Raw genomic sequence first — 20229 nt, forward strand, 5'->3', positions numbered from 1 at the left:
ACGGTCAACATCCTTTGGGTCTCTTTTTTCCTTTCTGCAGCTTTTTAATGACAGTATACTCGACAAATCCCGGACAGACAACGCTGTCAGCAATCAGTCATTTATAGCTAGCAGAAACAGGTACGTTCATCCTTAGGATATTTTAATGCCAAACTCTTTTTTAATGCTTCATATTCTCTTGCTTTATCAGGATTATCATTCAAAAAATCTCTTAAAAAAGTATGCTCTTTCCACCATGTTCCGTTATGTTCAACTATGTGCATGATATGTGTCTTAGTTAGGTTTTCTAAGTTAGAGAATTTAGCAAAAACTACTTTTCCTTCAAGACGCACTTTCGATAAATGGTAATATCCATTTTCTTTTAAACTCTCTTTATCGAATTTCTCAACTTTATCTAAAGACTCCACTCCAACGAGTATGTCGATAATAGGTTTAGCTTTAATACCTTCAATAGCTGTACTTCCAAAATGTTGAATATCTTTTATGTATTCTCCAATGATGGATTGTAACATTTCTTTCTCATCGGCAAATAGTTCTTTCCAGTTTGACGAATGAGTTACCAACTTGACTTCTCCTTTATTTACCCCTAACATTAAAGCCCCTCCCTAATAACATTCTATTCTTTAACAAAAGTGTACTGCGCTGGTTTAGTAAGGCTCCCGTTCCTGGAAGTGTGAATTTAGGTCAACTCTTTCTGAGGCATGAAATCAGATGGATTTAGTTTTTCTGATTCTATTACTATTGCAGTAAGCCCTGAATTAGTGAAAGTTTCGTGTCCTTCACCTTCCTCCCAATAGATAACATCACCTGCTTTAACACTTATTTCTGACATATCATCATTCCGTACCCAGCCTTCACCAGTAACAATAATAAGTAATTGAGGAACTACCGTTTTATGAAAGCCAATAATTCCGTCAGGCTCTAAATACATGCAACTAATTTGAGCAGCTAATTCCGTTTTTGTTATTCGGGACATTATAAAATTAGAGTTAAAATGAGTGACTTTTTTTCCAATTTCATTATCGAACCTATAAAGTTGCATATTATAATCCTCCTTGCAATAGACCATTCTTTTTACGAACTCTTGTATTACTAAACTCCTTCATATACCAAGTCACTCTCTTATGGTAATATTTAGAATATTAGAATAACAGCCTGAAATTTCATGGAAAATTATGCTATAATATAACTAAGAAAAAAGGCAGCGATAACCATTTTTATCGCTGCCTTTTTTGTATGTATGCTTTATTTAAGAATCTACTTCTACTGTTTAACATCAGTCCCCATTACGGATGCAATTATAAAAGCAAGCATATGCAGCTTCTAGGAACTATTGCTCGCCGTTTGTTTAATAAGCACTTCTAATTAAACCTAATATAGTAGTTTATATATTTAAAGTCTTATAGTTATACCAGTTATAACAATTATTATTCCGAGGCCTATGAATGCATATCCAATTATTTTAGACTCTTTCAAAATTAAGGGGGCTATGAGTATAAAAAATATTCCAATTGCAAAAATAAGTAGCGATAATAAATCATAAATTCGTAGAATAGCTTCAGTATAGTGCATACAATTTCCCTCCTTGTTATATAACCATAATTTTTTTATTAAACTCTTTTCCCCTTCGTACTGGCAAGCAATAGCAGCTTGTTCAACGATCGCTCGCCGTTAATTTAAGTACACCATTTCAAAAGTGATTATTCCTTATTACTTTGCTGTTTATTAAGTGTTATCTAAAAAAACTAGAGCCAATGGTATTAAATATATCACTGGACAATGCATAAACAAGTGTCACAAACATAGAAACAGGAATAACAAATAATACTAATTTAAAAAACGAAACCTTATGAAGCATTGTTTCCAATTGTTTAATAATAGATAAAAAACTATAATTCATCATGAATGAGTACCTCACTCTCTATTTTTAATTTGGATAACTTTCTCATTGTTCTATGAAGTTTATATATAAATGTATCTTTTCTAAATATGCCCCTCGTTAATGGAAGAAGCTTAATTTTATTTTAAAGTGCAATAACCAAATGACTAAATGACTTGACTCTATACCCTAGCATTTTTACCAAAAGGTTCAAACGCGTATTGAATAATGAAAAGAGGGAGAAATGCAGATATAACCCACGCTAAAAACGGCAAAGGAATACTTACGAGTAAAGAAACAAGAGTGATATATATAACATCGAAGAGAATCACTTTACTTTTTTTATTGTCAGGCACTTTTTTGATATTTTTATGAACTATTAAAAACAATCCTGCGATAGCAAATATTACGTAAAACCATAGAGGGTAAATATCACCCGAAAGATAATACCAAGAATATCCTTGTGCCGCCATCATAATAAATAAATATCCCAAAAAGTATTCCTTAATAAACCACATAATGACCCCTCCTCCTTCAAAATAAACATATTTAAACTATTGTTTTGTTGCAAAATTTGATTCGTTTGCTTATTGAAGGATCTTCCCCTTTAGTTTTAACATCATTTTCAAGTTGTGAAGCAAAGAAAAAAACCGCATATGCAGCTTCCTGACTCTTCAGCTATTGCTACCTTTAGTCCAGTTACATCACCAAACAACAAGTTTATAAGTATTTTATAAAGTTTATAAATAAGCTTCTTGAGGGTCGTTAGAAAGTTCTTCAATTTCTATAAAATCAAACCTGACTTCCTGATCTTTCCCTTGTGGGCTGCAAGCATATAACCCCGTTTTAACCAAAGAATGTTCTGGGATATCCAAGTGAGCAATACGTATTTGGTTCCATTCTGCCCCGTTTGATGAAAAGTCCACATAAACATTTTGACCAATTCTTGATAACCTGAAAAACAAATATTCATTATTATAGTCTACATTTTGTGAGGACCAATCAGAATAGCCGCGATTTGTAACCACTGCACCCAATTTACTTAATCCATTTGGTATATATTCCAATGATGTTTTTATCCATATATCTTCCGAGAACCTCAACATCAACCCTGCTTGGTCATACCTTGATTTAGGTTTTGTCTTCACTTTTGCAGTTAATCTAAAATTTTTATTTGTTTCTCTATAAAGAAAATGCCCATTATCCGCTTCAAAACCATAATGTGTTTTCTTCCAATAATCGGTGTTCTCATCTGTTTGTATTACAAGTTGAGAGGAACTTTTGTCTACAAACCATTCTTTAGGTTCACAGAACCACACTAATTCATCACTAAGTCTGTTATTTTCAAAATTATCGTTATAAATTATATTAGTTTTCAAAAAAATCCCTCCGCATAAAATTCTAAACTTAACAAAAAGTTTAGTTAAGGTGATGACTATCATCTTAACTTTACCTATCTTCACTTTAACAAAAAGAAATACTTTTGTTTAGCAGACCCCCTCTTAACATCATGTTCCAGTTAGCAGGCAATTTTAAAAGCCGCATATGCAGCTTCCTGGATCTTCAACTTTTGCTCTCCGTTATTTCAACAAACCCCTTCTTAAATCCACTCTTTTCCATGTTCACGAATGAATTTAATATCTTTTTGATAATATTCATAGTGCCCTTCATCTATCATCTTTTGAAATGCAATATTTCCTTCATCGGCTTTTCTTTTCATGTATTTACATAATCCTTCTAATCTTAGCAATACCATCTCTAAATATCCTGCTTTCATCCCCTCAATACCGTAAGATTCAAAGAACAATTCAACTCTTTGTTTTATTCGTTTAGCATCATCTGTTGGATTATAATGAACTGTCTCGCCTTTTTTAGTATGATAATACCTACTTAATGGAACGCATGTGTAAAGAGTATAAGCTATGTCCCAAAGTCTTGGACCAGGAGCAACGACATCAAAATCTATAACACCTACTGGTTTTTTGTGATTGAAAATAATGTTGTATATAGCAAAGTCATTGTGACATAAAACCTCCATGTTATTTGGAGTATTATCAATTGGTTTCCATTCATTTAATGAGGGAAAATCACTTACAGCATCATGATAGAGACGAAGCATTTTCGCTATTTCTTTTAAAACATCATTAGACCACATGTATTCTTTTAGTGGATAATTGGCAGCTTCTCCTTTGATAAATGATAATATCTCTCTATTTTTTTCATCAATCCCTAAAAACTTAGGTGAATAATCAAAACCTTTACTTTCCAAATGTTTCAGTAATTTATGAATTTTAATGCTATCAGGCTTTAACTCTCGTCTAACAGTATCTTCTATGCGATATACGTTTGAGACATTTCCTCCTGCTAGTTTTTCTTCGTTTTTATGATTCGACATTTAAAAATCCCTCCATTAAACTTTTACGCATTGATAATTTTCTATTATCACCTTAGCATCATTTTTTACAAATACTTTAAACAAAACAAAAACGTAATCTACATAATTTACTTTTTATCTAACTCTTCCCTCCATTAGTTTAACAACATTTTCCAGTATATAGATGCAAAAAAAGAGCTGCAAAACTGCAACTCGTAATTTTACTAACCCTCGCCGTTATTACAATAAGCGACTATTCTTTTGAACAATCGCACTTTTCACCACTTTTAGGAAGAACATATGATTGGTCACGAACTACTACTGTTTCGGGTGTAAAGCATATTAGAACATTACTATCATCTAATTCTTTAAAACGTGGGTCCCATTTTTCGATTTCAGTTCCCAAATAACGAGAAAGTAACTGATTAGCTATTATCTCGTCAAAAGGCTTAACAGTTGCTGTCCCTCTAAATCCTGCATGTAAAAATAGACCAGTATGCTGGTTGAAATCTACTATTCCAATAGCGCATTTTGAATTTTTCCTTATTCTATCTGGAAATGTATCTGAAGCTGTACCTATTATCCAAATTATTTTTTCTCGCCAATAAAACCAAACGGGTGAATCTCTTGGTGAATCTTCTGCGACCGTTGATAAATGAGCTACTAATGACATAGAAAGAAAATTATCTAAATCAAAACTTCTACCTGTATCCCTAATAATTTTCATCATAACCTCCTGAGTAGCTAATTAGCTTTTAATGATATCCTTCATTCTTAAACTATTATTCCCTTTTGTTGAACAAGAGCAGCGAGAGCTGATTGAGTTATCGCTTGCCCTTTATTTCAGTCTCATAATATGAAATTTACTCTCCTCGTTTAAACTTTTGCTTTAAAATATAATCGATAATAAAGAATATAACAGCGAAGATGGAAAAAAGGAGTGTAGCATAATTGAAAAAGATTTCGCAAAATGTAAGTTGTGTGAAGGGAATTGATACGAAAATGACACCATACGGCAGGACAAATGCGATTCCAAATAAAATATGAAGTATAAGAGAAAGAACATTCGAGTATTTTTCCAGAGCGAAGCTAATCTTTTCCGAAATTGCAGATGAAAAAATGCCGTAAATAAAAATAACAGGCACTGCATGAATTGAATAAACTAAAATGCCTAATGCCCAACCTCCATCCACAGGTGGTACAGGCTCCATTATATTTAACACTATAACTGCCATTATTGAAGTATATATAGCAGCCATAATTTTTCTCTTAAACATAACATCGCCGCCAATAGCAATTACAATAAATACAACAACTATTAAAGCCGAAATAATAAATGCCACGGTGTTCCTCCTCTTTATTTACATTAAAAGAAGTTCACTTATTCAACTCAACTCCCCCTTTAGTTTAACATCATTTTCCAGTTCGAAACTAAATAAAAAGCCGCATTTGCAGCTTCCTGGACCTTCAGCTATCGCTCTCCGTTTGTCAGGTCTATTTTCCGTTTAAGTTCATCAGTTTTATGGAATATCTATTGGAAAGGATGTGGATAATATGAGTTTTGATTACGATCTTGATTTTGACAACATCGACTTTAGGAAAGAGCCTGACAAGTATAGAGTGGGACGCGGGGAGCAGGGAGTTCTCATGGTAGAACCATATAAAGGGGAGATTCTGCCTCACTGGAGATTTAAAACTCCTGAGATTGCCAAAGAATCCTCTGAGAAAATTTATCAACTTTTTGAAGAGTATAAAGAAAAAAATGACTTCGTAGGAATGGATATGGCTCGGAAGTTTATCCAAATGGGCTACACGAGAGCGAGGCGCTACGCGAACTATAAAGGCGGAAAGAAATACGATAAGGAAGGGGAGATCAATCCGCGAGAGATCAATGATGAGAAAGCGGAATCAGCACGTATTTTCGAAGAGAAATGGAAGATTGTCCGAACCGATGAAGAATACTTAAAGAAAAAGAAAGAGCATCAAAAAAAGTACGGATGAACCTGAGCCTGTGTGATGGACGTTCAGACAACGTCCATCATCTACTTTCGCTATTAGTTTAAACGGTCTTTTAAAGAGTAAGTTGTGGTTCAACATCTTTCATATAAGCTGCTCCACCATAAGCTTCACTCGGCCTTTACTTCTTATATACTACCTTAAATTTTTCACAGACTACTGGTATTTTACTATGGAACTCCTGATCAACCTCTTTGAATTCTTTCTTAAAAAAGTCTTCGTGTACGTCCCGCCAATATTTTAAGGTACGGTCGCCTTCACCTTCTAAATAAGCGTGTTCTTCAGTGACTTCATCAAATGGAACAATCTCAACCGAGGTGGTTTCGGCTACGGCTACAGCTTTTCCATCCCCATCAAGAATAATATTATGAAGACCAACAAAAGGTAACGGCTCTTCATCTCCGTATAATGAATAATTTGAAGCTGTCGCAGTTTTTCTGCCTTCCAGTACTAATTCAGCAAGTTCATCAGCCATTTCCTTAGAATCCCCAAACGCCCACGCTTCATAATTTTCTGGCGCATCCGGATTCACCTTCTTAAAGTCCTCCCACATCTGACTAATCGAATCATTACTCATATCTGCCAACCTGCTTTCTATAATTTAATGGTATAGAATAATTATAACTCTCATTTTGTTGAGTGACCTATACTTTAATGCTGTAACTGTCTATAAATAAAATAGCCAGCCCCTGTGAATAAGAGCACTCCTCCAGCATTCATTGTACATGTAATATATGAATTTATGGAAAGTGTTATATTGGCCATTATCTGTCCACTAAGCCTTTAAAGGCTTGATCATGATCTTTGATGATATCATTCAAGACATTCATAATTTCAGCGTCCACCCCATGAGGGAGTGTAATCTGTTCTTTTTTCCATAAAACAATTCTTTTTTCTTTGACTTCCACTTGAACATGATCCCCCTGCGTTAAACCTACTTTTTTAAGTAGTTTAGCAGGAAGGGTTATACCCAGTCTGTTTCCAACCTTAGTTATTTTTCTTTCAAAGTGTTCCACTCTTTAACACCTCCAAGCTAACGATTTCTTCTCACCAACTGTTTCAAGAATCCTTTAATTGCCTTCAAACAACCCATCAATCAAAAAACTCCATATGTGGTTTTTCTTTCTGGTAGTAATCCAACCTGTCCTGCAAAGTACCTGTATGAAATTCAAACTTATGGCCGTCCGGATCAGTAAAGTAAATTGACCTTTTATCTTTTTCGTCCCGTGGGCGGCCTGACAGGATGTTTATATTCAACTCCTTCAGTTTCTGATAGATGCGATCATAGTCTTTTTCATCTATAGAAAAAGCTATATGGGTATATGAGTGGTTTATGTCGTTTCGGGGAATCTGCTTCTCTTCATTAAGAGCAAGCCACATACCATCTAAATCAAAATAAGCTGTGCTTCTCCCTTTTACTAACAATTTTGCGTCGAAGACTTCTGTGTAAAATTTAATAGATTTTTCTAAGTTAGAAACTGAAAATAAAAAATGATTCAGCCCTTTCACAGTCACCTTTATCACCTGCTTATCTTTTTACCAGAAAACTCCTCTGCTCTTCATCTCGATAGCTTTATAACTGCCGCTGCATCTGGCTGGACCGCGTCGATCAGTTACTCTTTTCCCGCTTTCTTCTTATAGTCTATACTTAGCCAGGAAATTAATAATAGGAGAAGGAGTGTCATAGACAAAGGAATTACCCATAAGTTATCTCCATTTAAATATAACCCTAGACCCATAATGGCCACTGAAATGACTGGTGCCATGACATAGAAGGGTTTAGCGTTATAAAACCAGCCGTACGGGAAAAAATGAGCACCGGTTATAATTGCAAAAAATACGATCGCATCATTTGGACTTTTTATGATCCCCCAAAAAAGGATGGGAAAATAAATAAGCTGAGCCAGGTTTAAATATAAACCAAGATTACCTAAGGGATTATTTTTAAGCCTCCAATCAGCCTTGATTAAAGCAGACATTCCGACGGACAAAGGAAACATTAAACCTGTGGAAAATAACATGTAGATGTTCTTGCTATGTATCTCTATTGGCTGTAAAAATATGATTGTGATGATTGCCCAGATCACAACGGCAGATAACAAAAAACCAATTCCATTTTTACTGATGACTGATAAATTATTCCGGCTTTGAGTAACGTCCAATTGCTTTTCCTCCTGTTAATTATTTGTCAGACAAATTTTCTTCAATTTAAGATTATCATAATTTTCCATTTATTTGGGCAGGAAAAACGGGACTTAGGAGAAAGCAATTAAGGAAGGTTTTTTTTGACGGGTTAAAAGGGGGGAGAAGGGTATGACAGCGGCGCATTTATTGTCGAAATTTGTTATACGGTAGAGTGGCCTTTTTATACGGTATAGTTACACTTTTATACGGTAGAGTTTCACGTTTATACGGTAGAGTTTCGCGTTTATAAGGTAGAGTTTTAATTTTATAATGTAGAATTATTAATGTTCTCTTGTTAATTTCAACTAAACTAGCCGATAAGTTTACGCCTGGCTGTCTGCTAATGTTTCCCCTTGGCTGATTCTCTTACCCCAGCTAATTTTCCTGCAAAATAACCAGCTAAACAAGACAAGTACAGTACGGCTATACTAATAATTCCTAAACTAAAAGAGGGATATAAGTCAAAAAAATATCTCATGCCGCCGTAAATAGGAAGGGTAAATAAAAAATTAGCCGGATAGAATATGGGGGCCAGAAATGAAAAGTAGCCAAAACTGTATAAAAAAGCCCCGATTCCCCAATAAGCTGTAATGAATGAGAAAAAATTATCCTGCATCCTCCTCCCTATAACTAACCCATACAGAAATAAGAAGGAGATAAATAGTATGGAAGACATGCCATGAAACAGGACAGCTTCGCTAAGCATGACATGTGGGTCATAGCTAATATAACTGAATATGGCACTGACAAGGATGAGTATGATTACAGGATGGTACTTACCAGCAAAGATTTTTATACGAGCACCTCCAAATTCTGCAGTAAAACCCTCTCCCAATAATACAAAATTGGCAGGAGATCTTCTGGCGCAAACGCACTCATTAGTTTAAGGCTTTAGTGCTGATTTTTAATATTATCCTTTTTTGTGTGTAGATAAATTTACAACGGGAAGACTAGCTACATGCCTTAATAGAGGAGGAGATTTATGGATAAGCAAATGAATTACGGAAGTGATTATAAATATATTCCAGCCACTTCTAAAGAAAGTGGTTCAGGTATAGAAGTATTGCCGGATCTTTATAACTACACCGTCCAGATCGTAAATATTCATATGATCGGCGACCCAAAAACCTCGGATTTTGTATTGGTTGACGCAGGAATGCCTCATTCAGCCAAAGATATTATCTCCGCTGTTGAAAAACGGTTTGGGACTGACAGCCGGCCAAAAGCGATCATATTAACTCACGGGCACTTTGACCATGTAGGAGCCATTATTGAACTGGTTGAACATTGGCAGATTCCTGTTTACGCACACGAGTTAGAAATGCCTTATTTAACCGGAGAAAGAAGTTACCCGAAACCGGATCCCTCGGTTGAAGGGGGCATGGTTGCAAAGATGTCGCCGATGTTCCCTAATGAACCCATTAATTTAGGAAACAACGTTAAACCATTACCAGCCGATGGATCTGTCCCTTATTTGCCGGAATTCAAATGGATTCATACGCCCGGACACACACCAGGTCAAATAGCTCTTTTCAGGGAGAACGACCGGGCGCTGGTCGCTGGAGATGCTTTTGTGACTGTTAAACAGGAATCTCTTTATAAAGTGATAACCCAGGAACAGGAAATCAGCGGTCCGCCAAAATACTTGACGACAGATTGGAAGGCAGCCAAGGAATCCGTCATTAAGCTGGCCTCATTAAAGCCGACTGTCGCCGTGACGGGACACGGACTGCCTATGTCGGGCGAATTATTAAAAAAAAATTTAAAAACTTTAGCTGAAAATTTTGATGACATGGCCAAGCCTGAGCACGGCAAGTATGTCAACTAAGGTTTTTCACCAAAAAGTAATTTAGCTTTGGCGCGATCAGGTCCTCCTCCCCTCTGCGAGAGTATTGGGGAGTTTTTTTGCCGGCACCAGACCAGGACGGCATACACAAGCGCCACTGCTATTGAAGCCTGCAAATTATAAATTACTTCTCCAACTCACTTTGAATTAGCCTGTATATGTCGTTATCCTCTAAAATTTCATATTCAGTCATCGTTCCAAAATCCCCCATTACCAGCGAGTCGTCTCCGATGTAAAACTGGAAGTGATCATTTTCTGTATGAACAGTGAGATGATAAGAGCCTAAAGGGACTTGGGAGGTCTCAAAAAGGACCATCTCTGCTGGACCAGAAAGGATCTCTGCAATCAGTCTCTCGTCTTCCGTTTCAATTGAGGAGCTCTGGTCGAGCGTTTCTATTTGAATGCTCTTCACAGATTCCTCCTGATCTATCACGTCTGCCATGACGGCTCCATAGGTGGTCAGGTTTCTTTCATAGATTATATGAAAGGTGCCCAAAACAGCCGCTACACTGAGACACATAAAAGTAATGGTAGCCACATGTTTTGTCCCCTCAAGGTACTTCCATTCCATCACTGCTTTAATTCCGTATCCGACTATAAAGGCAAAGACAAGAACATTTCTCAAAAATTCATATTGCATATTCAAAGTAAAGGAAAATAGAATCGCAACTAACAGAAAAACTCCGAAAATTATACGGGCCACACGTGCAAGGGTTTTCCCCTCTGTCTCTGAAAGCTTCTTCTCTTCCCCTGTCACGAGCCGCTTGCCTACAAAATGTTCAATACCCTGGAGCACGCTTAAGATTATGGGTATAAAAGTTAAAAGTGCATTCAAAAAAATCCCCCCGTTCCCCCAGAATCAGAGCACCTGCTCTGTCCCTCACTAACTCAGCTACATTTTAACATACCAGCATCCATATATTAGGGGAATGTATGACTTCATTTGTTTAAAAAGACCTTTCTTCCCTGGCTTTCTTTCATGGAAAATATATATAACGCAAAAACCGCCGTCCCCTTGAAGGACAGCGGCTAAAGCTATTTTACAAAAAATCGTTTGAAGGAGTAAGCGGTGGTGGATTTATTCAATGCTGCAATAGAATGTGTTAATGGAATTTCTTTCGGGCATACTTCAGCGCAGTTGCCTGAGTTGCCACACGACGTGATGCCGCCTTCGGTCATAATGTTTTCAAGCCTTTTGGATGCCTGCATTTTACCTGTCGGATGGGTGTTGAACAATCGGACCTGTGATAAAGGGGCAGGACCGATAAAGGTCGATCGGTCATTCACATTCGGGCATGCTTCAAAACAGAGTCCGCACGTCATGCATTTACTTAATTCATAAGCCCACTGCCTATCTTCCTCAGCCATTCGCGGTCCCGGGCCGAGATCGTGAGTCCCATCAATATCAATCCACGCCTTAACTTTCATTAAGGCGTCAAACATTTGCTTTCGATTAACGATCAGGTCACGTTCACACGAGAACGTTTTTAACGGTGCGAGATGGATGGGCTGTTCAAGTGAATCAATTAACGTTGAGCAGGCTTGCCTCGGCTTTCCGTTAACGAGCATTGAGCAGGCCCCGCATACTTCTTCAAGACAGACCGACTCCCATTGTACCGGTGTCGTCTCTTCTCCGTCCTTGTTGACAGGATTTTTACGGATTTCCATCAGGGCAGAAATAATATTCATGCTCGGCCGGTACGGCACCTCAAATTCTTCCACATAGCTGTCAGAAGATGGGCCGTCCTGACGCCGTATTTTTAAATGAACCAATTTACCGTTCGTCGTCATGACTTCACACCCGCTTTCTTGCCTTTCGTATAGTCGCGTTTACGGGGTTTAATTTTTGAAATATCTACTTCCTGGTAGCTGAATTCAGGCTTCCGCTCTGCCGCGTTAAACGTCGCCATTGTTGTTTTGAGAAACTTCTCATCGTCCCGGTCAGGGAACTCAGGCTTATAATGGGAGCCCCGGCTTTCATCGCGCAGATAAGCGCCCTGGGTAATGACTTTTGCGAGATCCATCATGCCTTTTAAGCCTCTTACAAAGGTGACGGCATGGTTATGCCATTTTAATGAATCCTGAATATTAATGTTTTCAAAACGATTCATCAGGTTGCCCAGCTGCTTATCTGTTTCCAGTAACTTTTTGTTTTCTCTTACGACCGTGACATTCTCCGTCATGAGCGTGCCCATCTCATGATGAAGCTGATAGGCATTTTCGTTGCCGCTCATACTCAAGATCTGTGTCATCTCTTGCTGGTCCTGCTTTAGCTGTTCCGTAAAAATACGGTCGGAAACACCATCTGTTGCCTGTTCGCTATTTTTGGCATAACGTACGGCTTCCGGCCCGGCAACCATTCCACCATAGACAGCTGACAGCAGGGAATTCGCACCCAGCCGGTTCGCCCCGTGCTGCGAGTAATCACATTCCCCTGCGGCAAACAGTCCGGGGATGGACGTTTGCTGATTATTATCCACCCACAGGCCTCCCATTGAATAATGGACGCCAGGGAAGATTTTCATCGGTACTTTTCTGGGATCATCGCCCATAAATTTTTCATAAATTTCAAGAATGCCGCCTAATCGGACATTCAGAAGTTCCGGGTCAATATGGGACACATCGAGGTAGACTTTATTTTCACCATCGACACCCAGCTTCTGATTCACACACACATCGAAAATTTCTCTTGTGGCGATGTCACGCGGCACAAGGTTTCCGTATGCCGGGTACTTCTCTTCGAGGAAATACCACGGCTTGCCGTCTTTATAAGTCCAGACTCGTGCCCCTTCTCCACGGGCAGACTCGCTCATAAGACGGAGTTTGTCATCACCCGGAATCGCAGTCGGATGGATCTGAATAAATTCCCCGTTTGCATAGATGGCGCCCTGCCTGTACAGTTTGCCTGCCGCTGATCCGGTATTGATGAGCGAGTTCGTCGACCGGCCGAAAATCATCCCCGGCCCGCCGCTAGCCATAATAACCGCTTCCCCTTTAAATGAACGGACCTCCATAGACAGGAGTTCCTGAGCGGTGACACCGCGGCACACCCCCTCATCATCTAAAACAGCAGAGACAAAGTCCCATCCTTCGAACTTTCGAACCCTTCCTTCCGATTCGAATTTCCGGACTTGTTCATCAAGGGCGTAAAGAAGCTGCTGCCCTGTCGTCGCACCCGCAAACGCTGTCCTGCGGTGCTGGGTGCCTCCGAACCGGCGGAAGTCCAGAAGTCCTTCCGGTGTCCGGTTGAACATCACTCCCATTCGGTCAAACATATGAATGATTTTCGGTGCGGCCTCGCACATCCCCCATACCTGGGTCTGGTTGGCAAGGAAGTCGCCCCCGTAAAGCGTATCGTCAAAGTGCTCCCACGGGGAATCATTCTCACCTTTCGTATTGCAGGCGCCGTTAATGCCGCCCTGGGCGCAGACGGAATGGGACCGTTTGACTGGAACCAGTGAGAGCAAGTCCACATCCAAACCCATTTCCACTATTTTAATTGTCGCCATCAGCCCGGCCAGGCCTCCGCCGACAACCACTATTTTTTGTCGCTTCATAAGCTTATGTCCTCCTCTTTAATCCTCTTATGCAACAAACGCAAAAATCGCAGTCAAACCAATCCCTGACAGCACAACGAACAGAATCACGCCGATCACTTTTCCGAAGTTCTGGGATTTTCGGTTAACTGTAATACCCCATGTGATCAGCATCGTGCGGAAGCCGTTGCTGAAATGGTAAGTGGTCATCAGAATGCCAACAATATAGAAAAACAGGTAGACAGGATTAGCTACAAGACTGGCTACCATATCAAAGTTAACTTCTGCTCCAAACGCTGCAGGCACCCTTGTTGTTCCAACATGCCAGACGAGAAACAGAAAAACGAGAATTCCTGACACTCGCTGAAAGTAAAAATACCAGTTTTTTTCGTATTTATAGGCGGAAATATTGTTTTTCGCTTCACGGGCTATATAAATCCCGTAAATGCCATGGAAGAGAAGCGGGATAAAAATAATCCCGATCTCCATCGCATAGCGGAAAGGCAGGTTGCCCATCATTGCAGCCGCCTGGTTATATGTTTCTGCCCCGTAAAAGGCCGTATAATTGATCGCAAAGTGAACGAATAAGAACACGCCGATGGGGATGAGTCCTGAAATGGAATGAAGCTTTCGCCAGAAAAATGTGCGATCTGATTTCACGTTGTCCACCTCTTTCACCTCTCTTTTAATTCATGGCCCGAAATACCGGGCTTCGTCATTTCAAATGGATCCAGAATAATATCAAGTTCTTTTTCTGACAACACACCGCGTTCCTCGCAAATCTCCCTTACCGGCCTCCCGGAAGCGATCGCTTCTTTTGCGATGGAAGAGGCGGTCTCATAGCCCACGTGCGGGTTAATAGCTGTAATAACACCGACGCTGTTTCGGACATACTGTTCCATTCTTTCCGTGTTTGCTTTAATGCCTGAGATACAGTAACGGTTAAATACATCCATCACGTTTGTCATCATTTTGATCGAATCAAGCAGGCTGGAGACGAGTACGGGCTCCATCACATTCAGTTCAAACTGTCCCGCTTCTGACGCCAGAGTAACGGTTAAATCATTGCCAATCACTTTAAACGCGACCTGGTTCACGACTTCTGCCATGACCGGATTCACTTTGCCGGGCATAATCGACGAGCCCGGCTGTCTCGGCGGCAGGAGGATTTCATTAAGACCAGTCCGGGGACCTGACGCCATCAGCCGGAGGTCATTGGCTATTTTCGATAGATTGGACATACAGATTTTCAAAGCAGCAGAGACGGTGGTGTACACGTCCGTGTTCTGAGTACTGTCTACGAGATTGACTGACGTCTTCATTGGGAAACCGCTAATGTCTGCCAGTTCTTTAATAACGAGACGAATATATTCAGGGTCGGCATTTAAGCCGGTTCCGACAGCGGTCGCGCCCATGTTTGTCTCATAAAGGAATGGGCGGGTCTGCTTTATTCGTTCAATATCTCTGTCTAAAACGGCCGCATAGGAACCGAATTCCTGGCCGAGACGGATCGGGACCGCGTCCTGCAGGTGGGTCCGCCCCATTTTCAGGCAGCCCTCAAACTCATATGCTTTATCGAGAAACGAGCAGTGCAAAGCTTCCATCACTGGCAGCAGCTGGTTGATGCGGTTCAGAAGAGCCAGTTTGAAACCGGTTGGAAAGGCGTCGTTCGTTGACTGCGACATATTCACATGGGAATTGGCGCTTAACACGAACGCATTTCCTTTCTCTTCGCCCAGTATTTCAAGAGCTCTGTTTGCGATGACTTCATTGGCGTTCATATTGACTGACGTACCTGCGCCGCCCTGGATCGGGTCAACAATAAACTGGTCGTTCAGTTTCCCGTCAATCACTTCCTCCGCCGCTTCAATAATCGCGTCTGCAATGTGGCGGGGCAGCTGGCCAACTTTATTGTTGGCCAGGGCCGCCGCCTTTTTCACCATGCCCATCCCGCGGATCAGTTCCTCATCGATTTTCTGTCCGGTAATCGGAAAGTTATCCACTGCTCTTAATGTCTGGATGCCGTAATAGCAATCATCGGAGATTTCTTTTTCGCCGAGAAAGTCTTTTTCTACTCTGATGCTCTCTTTAGTGACCATTTATAAAACCCCTTTCATTATTTAAAACAAGAAGACGGACAGGATAATACCGATGACCACTGCCATAAAGGTGGAAACGAGTCCCGGAATCATAAAGCTGTGGTTTAACACATACTTGCCGATCCTGGTCGTTCCGGTCGTATCAAAGTTAATCGCCGCTACGACAGTTCCGTAGTTCGGGAAGAAGAAGTAACCGTTAACAGACGGGAACATGGCAATTAACAGCGCCGGGGAAATGCCGAGCGAAATACCTAAAGGCATTAATGCACTGACTGTCGCTGCCTGGCTGTAAAGAAGGATAGACAGGATGAACAAGGCGATCGCGAAAAGCCATGGTGCCACTGTCACAAGTTCCTGAATATTGCCCTGGATGAATTCCTGGTTTCCTGTGAAAAATGTATTACCCATCCATGCGATACCGAAAATGGCTACAACTGCTGTAGCTCCAGCTTTAAACACACTTCCAGACACAATCTGATCGACTTTCGGTTTGCATAACAGGATCATAATCCCGGCAATACTCAGCATAATAATCTGAATCGTGAAAGGCATCGATAGTCGAACAAGCTCCCCATCGACTTCCCATGCCGGTCTCAAAAATTCCATTGAGCCCATAAGAACAACAAGAATCGCACCTGTTAAGAATAACCCAACGGCAACTTTTGATTTCCCGTTCATGTGATACGATTTGTCTTTCTTGGAAACTTCCACAAGGCCTTTTTCCAATCGTTCCTTGTAAATCGGATCATCCGGCAGTTCTACACCGCGGCGGCTGGAGATTAATGCAGCAATCATACAGGCTAGGAATGTTGCAGGGATACAGATCATCAGAATTTGCAGCAGTGTAATGTTAAAAGGTGACAGCAAAGCAAGTAATGTCACAGTCGCTGCTGAAATCGGACTGGCGGTAATTGCCTGCTGAGAGGCGATTACTGCAATCCCCATCGGTCTCTCAGGACGGACTTTTGATTCTTTGGCTACCTCAGCGATAACCGGCAGAACGGCATAGGCGACATGGCCCGTTCCTGCGCAGAATGTAAACAAATAGGTGACCACGGGTGCCATAAAGGTAATGTGTTTTGGATTTCTCCTGAGTGCTTTTTCTGCCAGATAGACGAGAAAATCCATTCCCCCCGCCGCCTGCAGCGTCCCGGCTGCTGTAATCACAGCTAAAATCATGAAGATGACATCGACTGGCGGCGAAGCTGGCTGGAGGCCGAAAATATAAACAAAAATAGCTAGACCAAGGCCCCCCATGACCCCAAGCCCAACACCACTGATTCGTGCACCAATAAAAATACACGCCATCAGAACTGCAAATTGAATCCAAAATTCCACCATTTTGAAATCCTCCTTTTTTGTAACGAATCCTTCACTATTGAGTTGTGAAAAGGTGAGCATTTAGATGTATTATGAAAGTAAGCGTTACAATTCATAATTTGATTGTACGTAGAGATGTCACAGTCTCTCAAAAAGTAACAGAAAGTAACTATGTCGAATTTATGAAAGTTGACAGGAGAGATGGCCTATGAGGAATAAACGGTTTTTTCCTTATTTAATATTAATCCTTCTCGTCCCTGCAGCCGGTGAACTCCAGTTTTACCCTTTACCGGTTGACTTCAGGGTAAGCTTTGCTACGCCGATTTTGCTGTTGCTGCTTCTTTATTTTAAAGACGTCCATGCCCCTCTTGCCGGCTTACTGACGGGCATCAGTGTCGTGCTGACGCGGATCGGACTGGGGGTCTTCGGCGGAGAAGATCTCGCACCTATGATCACCCTTCACCTCCCCGTTCTGGGATATTACATGACGTACGGAGTGCTCTTTCACTTTATTCCTATAAAAAATTATTCAAGAAGGCCTTTATTTATCGGGCTGTTCGCATGCTTACTCGAAATCGCTTCAAGCGGGGTTGAATTAACAGCACGTGCTCTCGTTCTCAATCTTTCTGTCACATCCGGACTGGTCTTAACGGTTCTGTTTGTGGCTGTAATCAGAAGTTTCTTTGTCATGGGATTTTATATGATGATTCTTTACCACGACCTGCAGACGAAAGAAAAAGCCCAGCGAAAGAAGAATGATAATATCCTGCTTGTGATTTCAGATTTATACGTCGAGCTCATTCAGCTTAAAAAATCCATTCAGACGTCTGAAAGTACAACAAGTGAAAGTTACTTTCTGTCAAAGCAGCTTCAGGAACAGGGAAACAGTGAAATGAGTAAACGGCTTCTTCAGATTGCCGGCAGAATCCATGAATGCAAAAAAGACGGCCAGCGTATTTACGCCAGCCTGTCCAGCTTAATTAACAGACAGGAGTTCAAAGAATGGTTATCCGTCAGCGAAATCATCGATCTTGTCGTCCGGACCAATAAGTCTTATGCCTCTTTTCTGAAAAAGGATATTTCTTTTGAAGTAGAGATTAAGGGCCGTCCGGTTAAATTTCACTCTTATTTCCTTTTGTCCATTCTGAACAACTTAATTTCAAACTCTGTAGAAGCTATTGAAGAATCAGGACGCATTAAAATTACGGCCGATCATGCCGTGAAAGAAGGCCGCATGACGTTTTCCATTAAGGATAACGGCCGGGGAATCGAACCGAAATATCACGATGTGATCTTTTCGCCAGGATTTACAACAAAATATAACGCTTCGGGAAACCCTTCCAACGGGATCGGTCTTTCCTATATTAAGAGTGTCATTGAAGCCCATCAAGGTACAATCTGGCTTATGCGATCGGTGCCTCACACGGCCACTGAGTTTACTATCGACATTCCTGTTACGTTAAAAATTGAGGAGGATGCCTCATGAAATATTTTATTGTTGATGATGACCGCGCGATCCGCGGCTCTCTCTTGAACTTGCTTGAGACAGACCTGGAAGCGGAGGTAGCCGGCACAGCTGAGGACGGGGTCCACATTCATGCGTCTATGCTTAATGAGCAAGCCGTCGATATTTTGCTGATCGATTTGCTTATGCCTGAGCGGGACGGCATTGAAACGTTAAAGGCTATTTATCCGGGTTTTACAGGGAAAACGGTCATGCTTTCACAGGTGGAAACAAAGGACATCATTGCTAATGCCTATCAAAACGGTGCTGAAGCCTATATAACAAAACCGGTGAACCGGCACGAGGTGCTTTCTGTACTTCAGCGGGTGGAAAAAAGCCTGAAACTTGAAAAATCAATGGATCAGATCAGGCATTCCCTTCAGTTAATTGGAGACGGGGCCCCGGAAACTGTGGCAACTGCAGTTGCGCCTGAAGCCGCTCCGTGTCTTTCTGAACAAGTGCTGTCTGATTTAGGGATCCTTTACGAAAAAGGGACCGAAGATTTACTTCTCCTCGTAAAGCTGCTGAAAGAAGAAAATATCACAGCCGTCCCGCCTCTTAAGGAACTATGGGAAATGGTAACGTTGGTCAAAACAGGCGGTCGTGAACCGTCCAGGAAAGAAATGAAAGCAACCGAACAACGGGTAAGGCGTGCCATCCAGCATTCCTTTAACCACATTTCCTCCTTGGGAGCAATGGATATCACGCACCCCAAATTCGAACATTACGGCATGAAATTCTTTGATCTCGATCAGCTTCAGTCACGCATCTATGACATTAATCAAGGAAACGGGGATCAGGAAAGAGCAGCTGGAATCAGAGTGAATATGAGGCGGTTTATTGGCGCGTTTTACGATGAATGCCGGATGGAAAGAGTGAGGTAAGGTAAGGTGGGATAGGGTCAGGGTCAGGCAGGGGTTTGGTGCTGCAGGAAGGATCGCGGACTTCCATAAAGGGCGGCCTGGAAAGTGCTTTTATTTTAAAAAGGGGGAGTACGAGCCAGAAATATCTTGGATACAAGGGTATAGTCGCACCTCCATTTTAGAGACGATCTAAAATTTGGAGGTGTATTTATTTTGTTTGCGGAGATGAGGAAAAGGTCCTCTCTTAATTCGCTTGTTTGTGGCTGTGCCATAAAGTCGTAAAAAAGAAAAAGGGCATCATCAATACCGGTGTACAAAGTTTTCGACCAAAAAAACACACACGGAGGTAATAATGATGACCCAAGTTAGTTTTACATTAGATCTAAATGATTTTAAAGGACAAATTAAGGAAAGTTTCCTGGATAGCGCGTTGTGAGTGGGTCTTATTTGCGGTTTATGATCCTCTCAGGTGCTGTAACGCCTTTTGAGTGGACCTTACCCTCCGTTTATCACCCGCTCAGTTGCGGTGGCGCCCTTACTCAATAAAGGACTAATTAATTAAAACTGCCATAGCAGATCAACTAATTTAACGTTAACACTACACATAG

At 40.9% G+C, this 20229-nt stretch carries 22 protein-coding genes; 4 read left to right on the forward strand and 18 right to left on the reverse strand.

All coding sequences use genetic code 11. The features are described 5' to 3' along the window. Positions 1-107: 107 nt before the first annotated feature. The 8 genes from K8O68_RS05285 to K8O68_RS05320 all read right to left on the reverse strand — a co-directional run bounded on the left by K8O68_RS05285 (position 108) and on the right by K8O68_RS05320 (position 5596). Entirely contained in the window at positions 108-593 is a 486-nt protein-coding gene (locus tag K8O68_RS05285) for a GrpB family protein (RefSeq protein ID WP_230895883.1), read from the reverse strand. An 86-nt stretch (positions 594-679) separates the two neighbouring features. After that, a complete protein-coding gene (locus tag K8O68_RS05290) occupies positions 680-1042 on the reverse strand; it encodes a cupin domain-containing protein (RefSeq protein WP_230895884.1) in 363 nt (120 codons plus the stop codon). A gap of 350 nt (positions 1043-1392) precedes the next feature. Continuing rightward, positions 1393-1572: a hypothetical protein gene (locus tag K8O68_RS05295; RefSeq protein WP_230895885.1), complete on the reverse strand. Its 180-nt coding sequence runs from the start codon at positions 1570-1572 to the stop codon at positions 1393-1395. 489 nt (positions 1573-2061) lie between these two features. Further along, positions 2062-2397 (reverse strand): hypothetical protein, encoded by a 336-nt coding sequence (locus tag K8O68_RS05300; protein ID WP_230895886.1) that lies wholly within the window; start codon positions 2395-2397, stop codon positions 2062-2064. Positions 2398-2619: 222 nt separating this feature from the next. Then, positions 2620-3258 (reverse strand): DUF1349 domain-containing protein, encoded by a 639-nt coding sequence (locus tag K8O68_RS05305; protein ID WP_230895887.1) that lies wholly within the window; start codon positions 3256-3258, stop codon positions 2620-2622. Positions 3259-3479: 221 nt separating this feature from the next. After that, positions 3480-4274 carry a phosphotransferase gene (locus K8O68_RS05310; protein ID WP_230895888.1) on the reverse strand — a complete coding sequence of 265 codons (795 nt, stop codon included), beginning with the start codon at positions 4272-4274 and terminating at the stop codon, positions 3480-3482. A 232-nt stretch (positions 4275-4506) separates the two neighbouring features. Beyond that, the gene (locus K8O68_RS05315) at positions 4507-4983 is read right to left on the reverse strand and encodes a pyridoxamine 5'-phosphate oxidase family protein (protein WP_230895889.1); all 477 of its coding nucleotides are present in this window, start codon (positions 4981-4983) and stop codon (positions 4507-4509) included. Positions 4984-5116: 133 nt separating this feature from the next. Beyond that, on the reverse strand, positions 5117-5596 hold the full coding sequence (locus K8O68_RS05320; RefSeq protein ID WP_230895890.1) for a hypothetical protein: 480 nt from the start codon (positions 5594-5596) through the stop codon (positions 5117-5119). A 211-nt stretch (positions 5597-5807) separates the two neighbouring features. Between K8O68_RS05320 and K8O68_RS05325 the strand changes: the two genes are divergently transcribed. Further along, complete coding sequence (locus tag K8O68_RS05325) at positions 5808-6254, forward strand: DUF4385 domain-containing protein (protein ID WP_230895891.1); 447 nt, start codon at positions 5808-5810, stop codon at positions 6252-6254. A gap of 136 nt (positions 6255-6390) precedes the next feature. Here K8O68_RS05325 and K8O68_RS05330 read toward each other — a convergent pair whose 3' ends face one another. From K8O68_RS05330 to K8O68_RS05345, 4 genes are all read right to left on the reverse strand, one after another. Continuing rightward, positions 6391-6846: an ASCH domain-containing protein gene (locus K8O68_RS05330; RefSeq protein WP_230895892.1), complete on the reverse strand. Its 456-nt coding sequence runs from the start codon at positions 6844-6846 to the stop codon at positions 6391-6393. Positions 6847-7033: 187 nt separating this feature from the next. Beyond that, complete coding sequence (locus tag K8O68_RS05335) at positions 7034-7285, reverse strand: AbrB/MazE/SpoVT family DNA-binding domain-containing protein (protein ID WP_230895893.1); 252 nt, start codon at positions 7283-7285, stop codon at positions 7034-7036. Between the two features lie 76 nt (positions 7286-7361). Next, positions 7362-7784 (reverse strand): FosM family fosfomycin resistance protein, encoded by a 423-nt coding sequence (fosM, locus tag K8O68_RS05340; protein ID WP_230895894.1) that lies wholly within the window; start codon positions 7782-7784, stop codon positions 7362-7364. Between the two features lie 98 nt (positions 7785-7882). Continuing rightward, positions 7883-8431 carry a DUF7010 family protein gene (locus tag K8O68_RS05345; protein WP_230895895.1) on the reverse strand — a complete coding sequence of 183 codons (549 nt, stop codon included), beginning with the start codon at positions 8429-8431 and terminating at the stop codon, positions 7883-7885. 1004 nt (positions 8432-9435) lie between these two features. Between K8O68_RS05345 and K8O68_RS05350 the strand changes: the two genes are divergently transcribed. Continuing rightward, the gene (locus K8O68_RS05350; protein ID WP_230895896.1) at positions 9436-10281 is read left to right on the forward strand and encodes an MBL fold metallo-hydrolase; all 846 of its coding nucleotides are present in this window, start codon (positions 9436-9438) and stop codon (positions 10279-10281) included. Between the two features lie 142 nt (positions 10282-10423). Here K8O68_RS05350 and K8O68_RS05355 read toward each other — a convergent pair whose 3' ends face one another. From K8O68_RS05355 to K8O68_RS05380, 6 genes are all read right to left on the reverse strand, one after another. Next, positions 10424-11134, reverse strand: a complete 711-nt coding sequence (locus tag K8O68_RS05355) for a DUF4181 domain-containing protein (RefSeq protein ID WP_230895897.1) — start codon at positions 11132-11134, stop codon at positions 10424-10426. 200 nt (positions 11135-11334) lie between these two features. Further along, the gene (gene sdhB, locus K8O68_RS05360; protein ID WP_230895898.1) at positions 11335-12090 is read right to left on the reverse strand and encodes a succinate dehydrogenase iron-sulfur subunit; all 756 of its coding nucleotides are present in this window, start codon (positions 12088-12090) and stop codon (positions 11335-11337) included. Continuing rightward, the gene (gene sdhA, locus K8O68_RS05365; protein WP_230895899.1) at positions 12087-13856 is read right to left on the reverse strand and encodes a succinate dehydrogenase flavoprotein subunit; all 1770 of its coding nucleotides are present in this window, start codon (positions 13854-13856) and stop codon (positions 12087-12089) included. The genes sdhB and sdhA overlap by 4 nt, the downstream gene beginning before the upstream one ends. A gap of 27 nt (positions 13857-13883) precedes the next feature. Continuing rightward, the gene (locus K8O68_RS05370; RefSeq protein WP_230895900.1) at positions 13884-14495 is read right to left on the reverse strand and encodes a succinate dehydrogenase cytochrome b558 subunit; all 612 of its coding nucleotides are present in this window, start codon (positions 14493-14495) and stop codon (positions 13884-13886) included. Positions 14496-14509: 14 nt separating this feature from the next. Further along, entirely contained in the window at positions 14510-15934 is a 1425-nt protein-coding gene (gene aspA, locus K8O68_RS05375; protein ID WP_230895901.1) for an aspartate ammonia-lyase, read from the reverse strand. 21 nt (positions 15935-15955) lie between these two features. Further along, positions 15956-17275: an anaerobic C4-dicarboxylate transporter family protein gene (locus K8O68_RS05380; RefSeq protein ID WP_230895902.1), complete on the reverse strand. Its 1320-nt coding sequence runs from the start codon at positions 17273-17275 to the stop codon at positions 15956-15958. Positions 17276-17462: 187 nt separating this feature from the next. On the opposite strand from K8O68_RS05380, the gene K8O68_RS05385 reads away from it, so the two are divergent. Together K8O68_RS05385 and K8O68_RS05390 are read left to right on the forward strand one after the other, a co-directional pair. Continuing rightward, positions 17463-18740: a HAMP domain-containing sensor histidine kinase gene (locus K8O68_RS05385; RefSeq protein ID WP_230895903.1), complete on the forward strand. Its 1278-nt coding sequence runs from the start codon at positions 17463-17465 to the stop codon at positions 18738-18740. Next, positions 18737-19642 carry a DNA-binding domain-containing protein gene (locus K8O68_RS05390; protein ID WP_230895904.1) on the forward strand — a complete coding sequence of 302 codons (906 nt, stop codon included), beginning with the start codon at positions 18737-18739 and terminating at the stop codon, positions 19640-19642. Before K8O68_RS05385 ends, K8O68_RS05390 begins: the two co-directional genes overlap by 4 nt. Positions 19643-20229 lie beyond the last annotated feature (587 nt).

The organism is Salipaludibacillus sp. CUR1, from assembly GCF_021028955.1.
Lineage (GTDB): Bacteria > Bacillota > Bacilli > Bacillales > Salisediminibacteriaceae > Salipaludibacillus.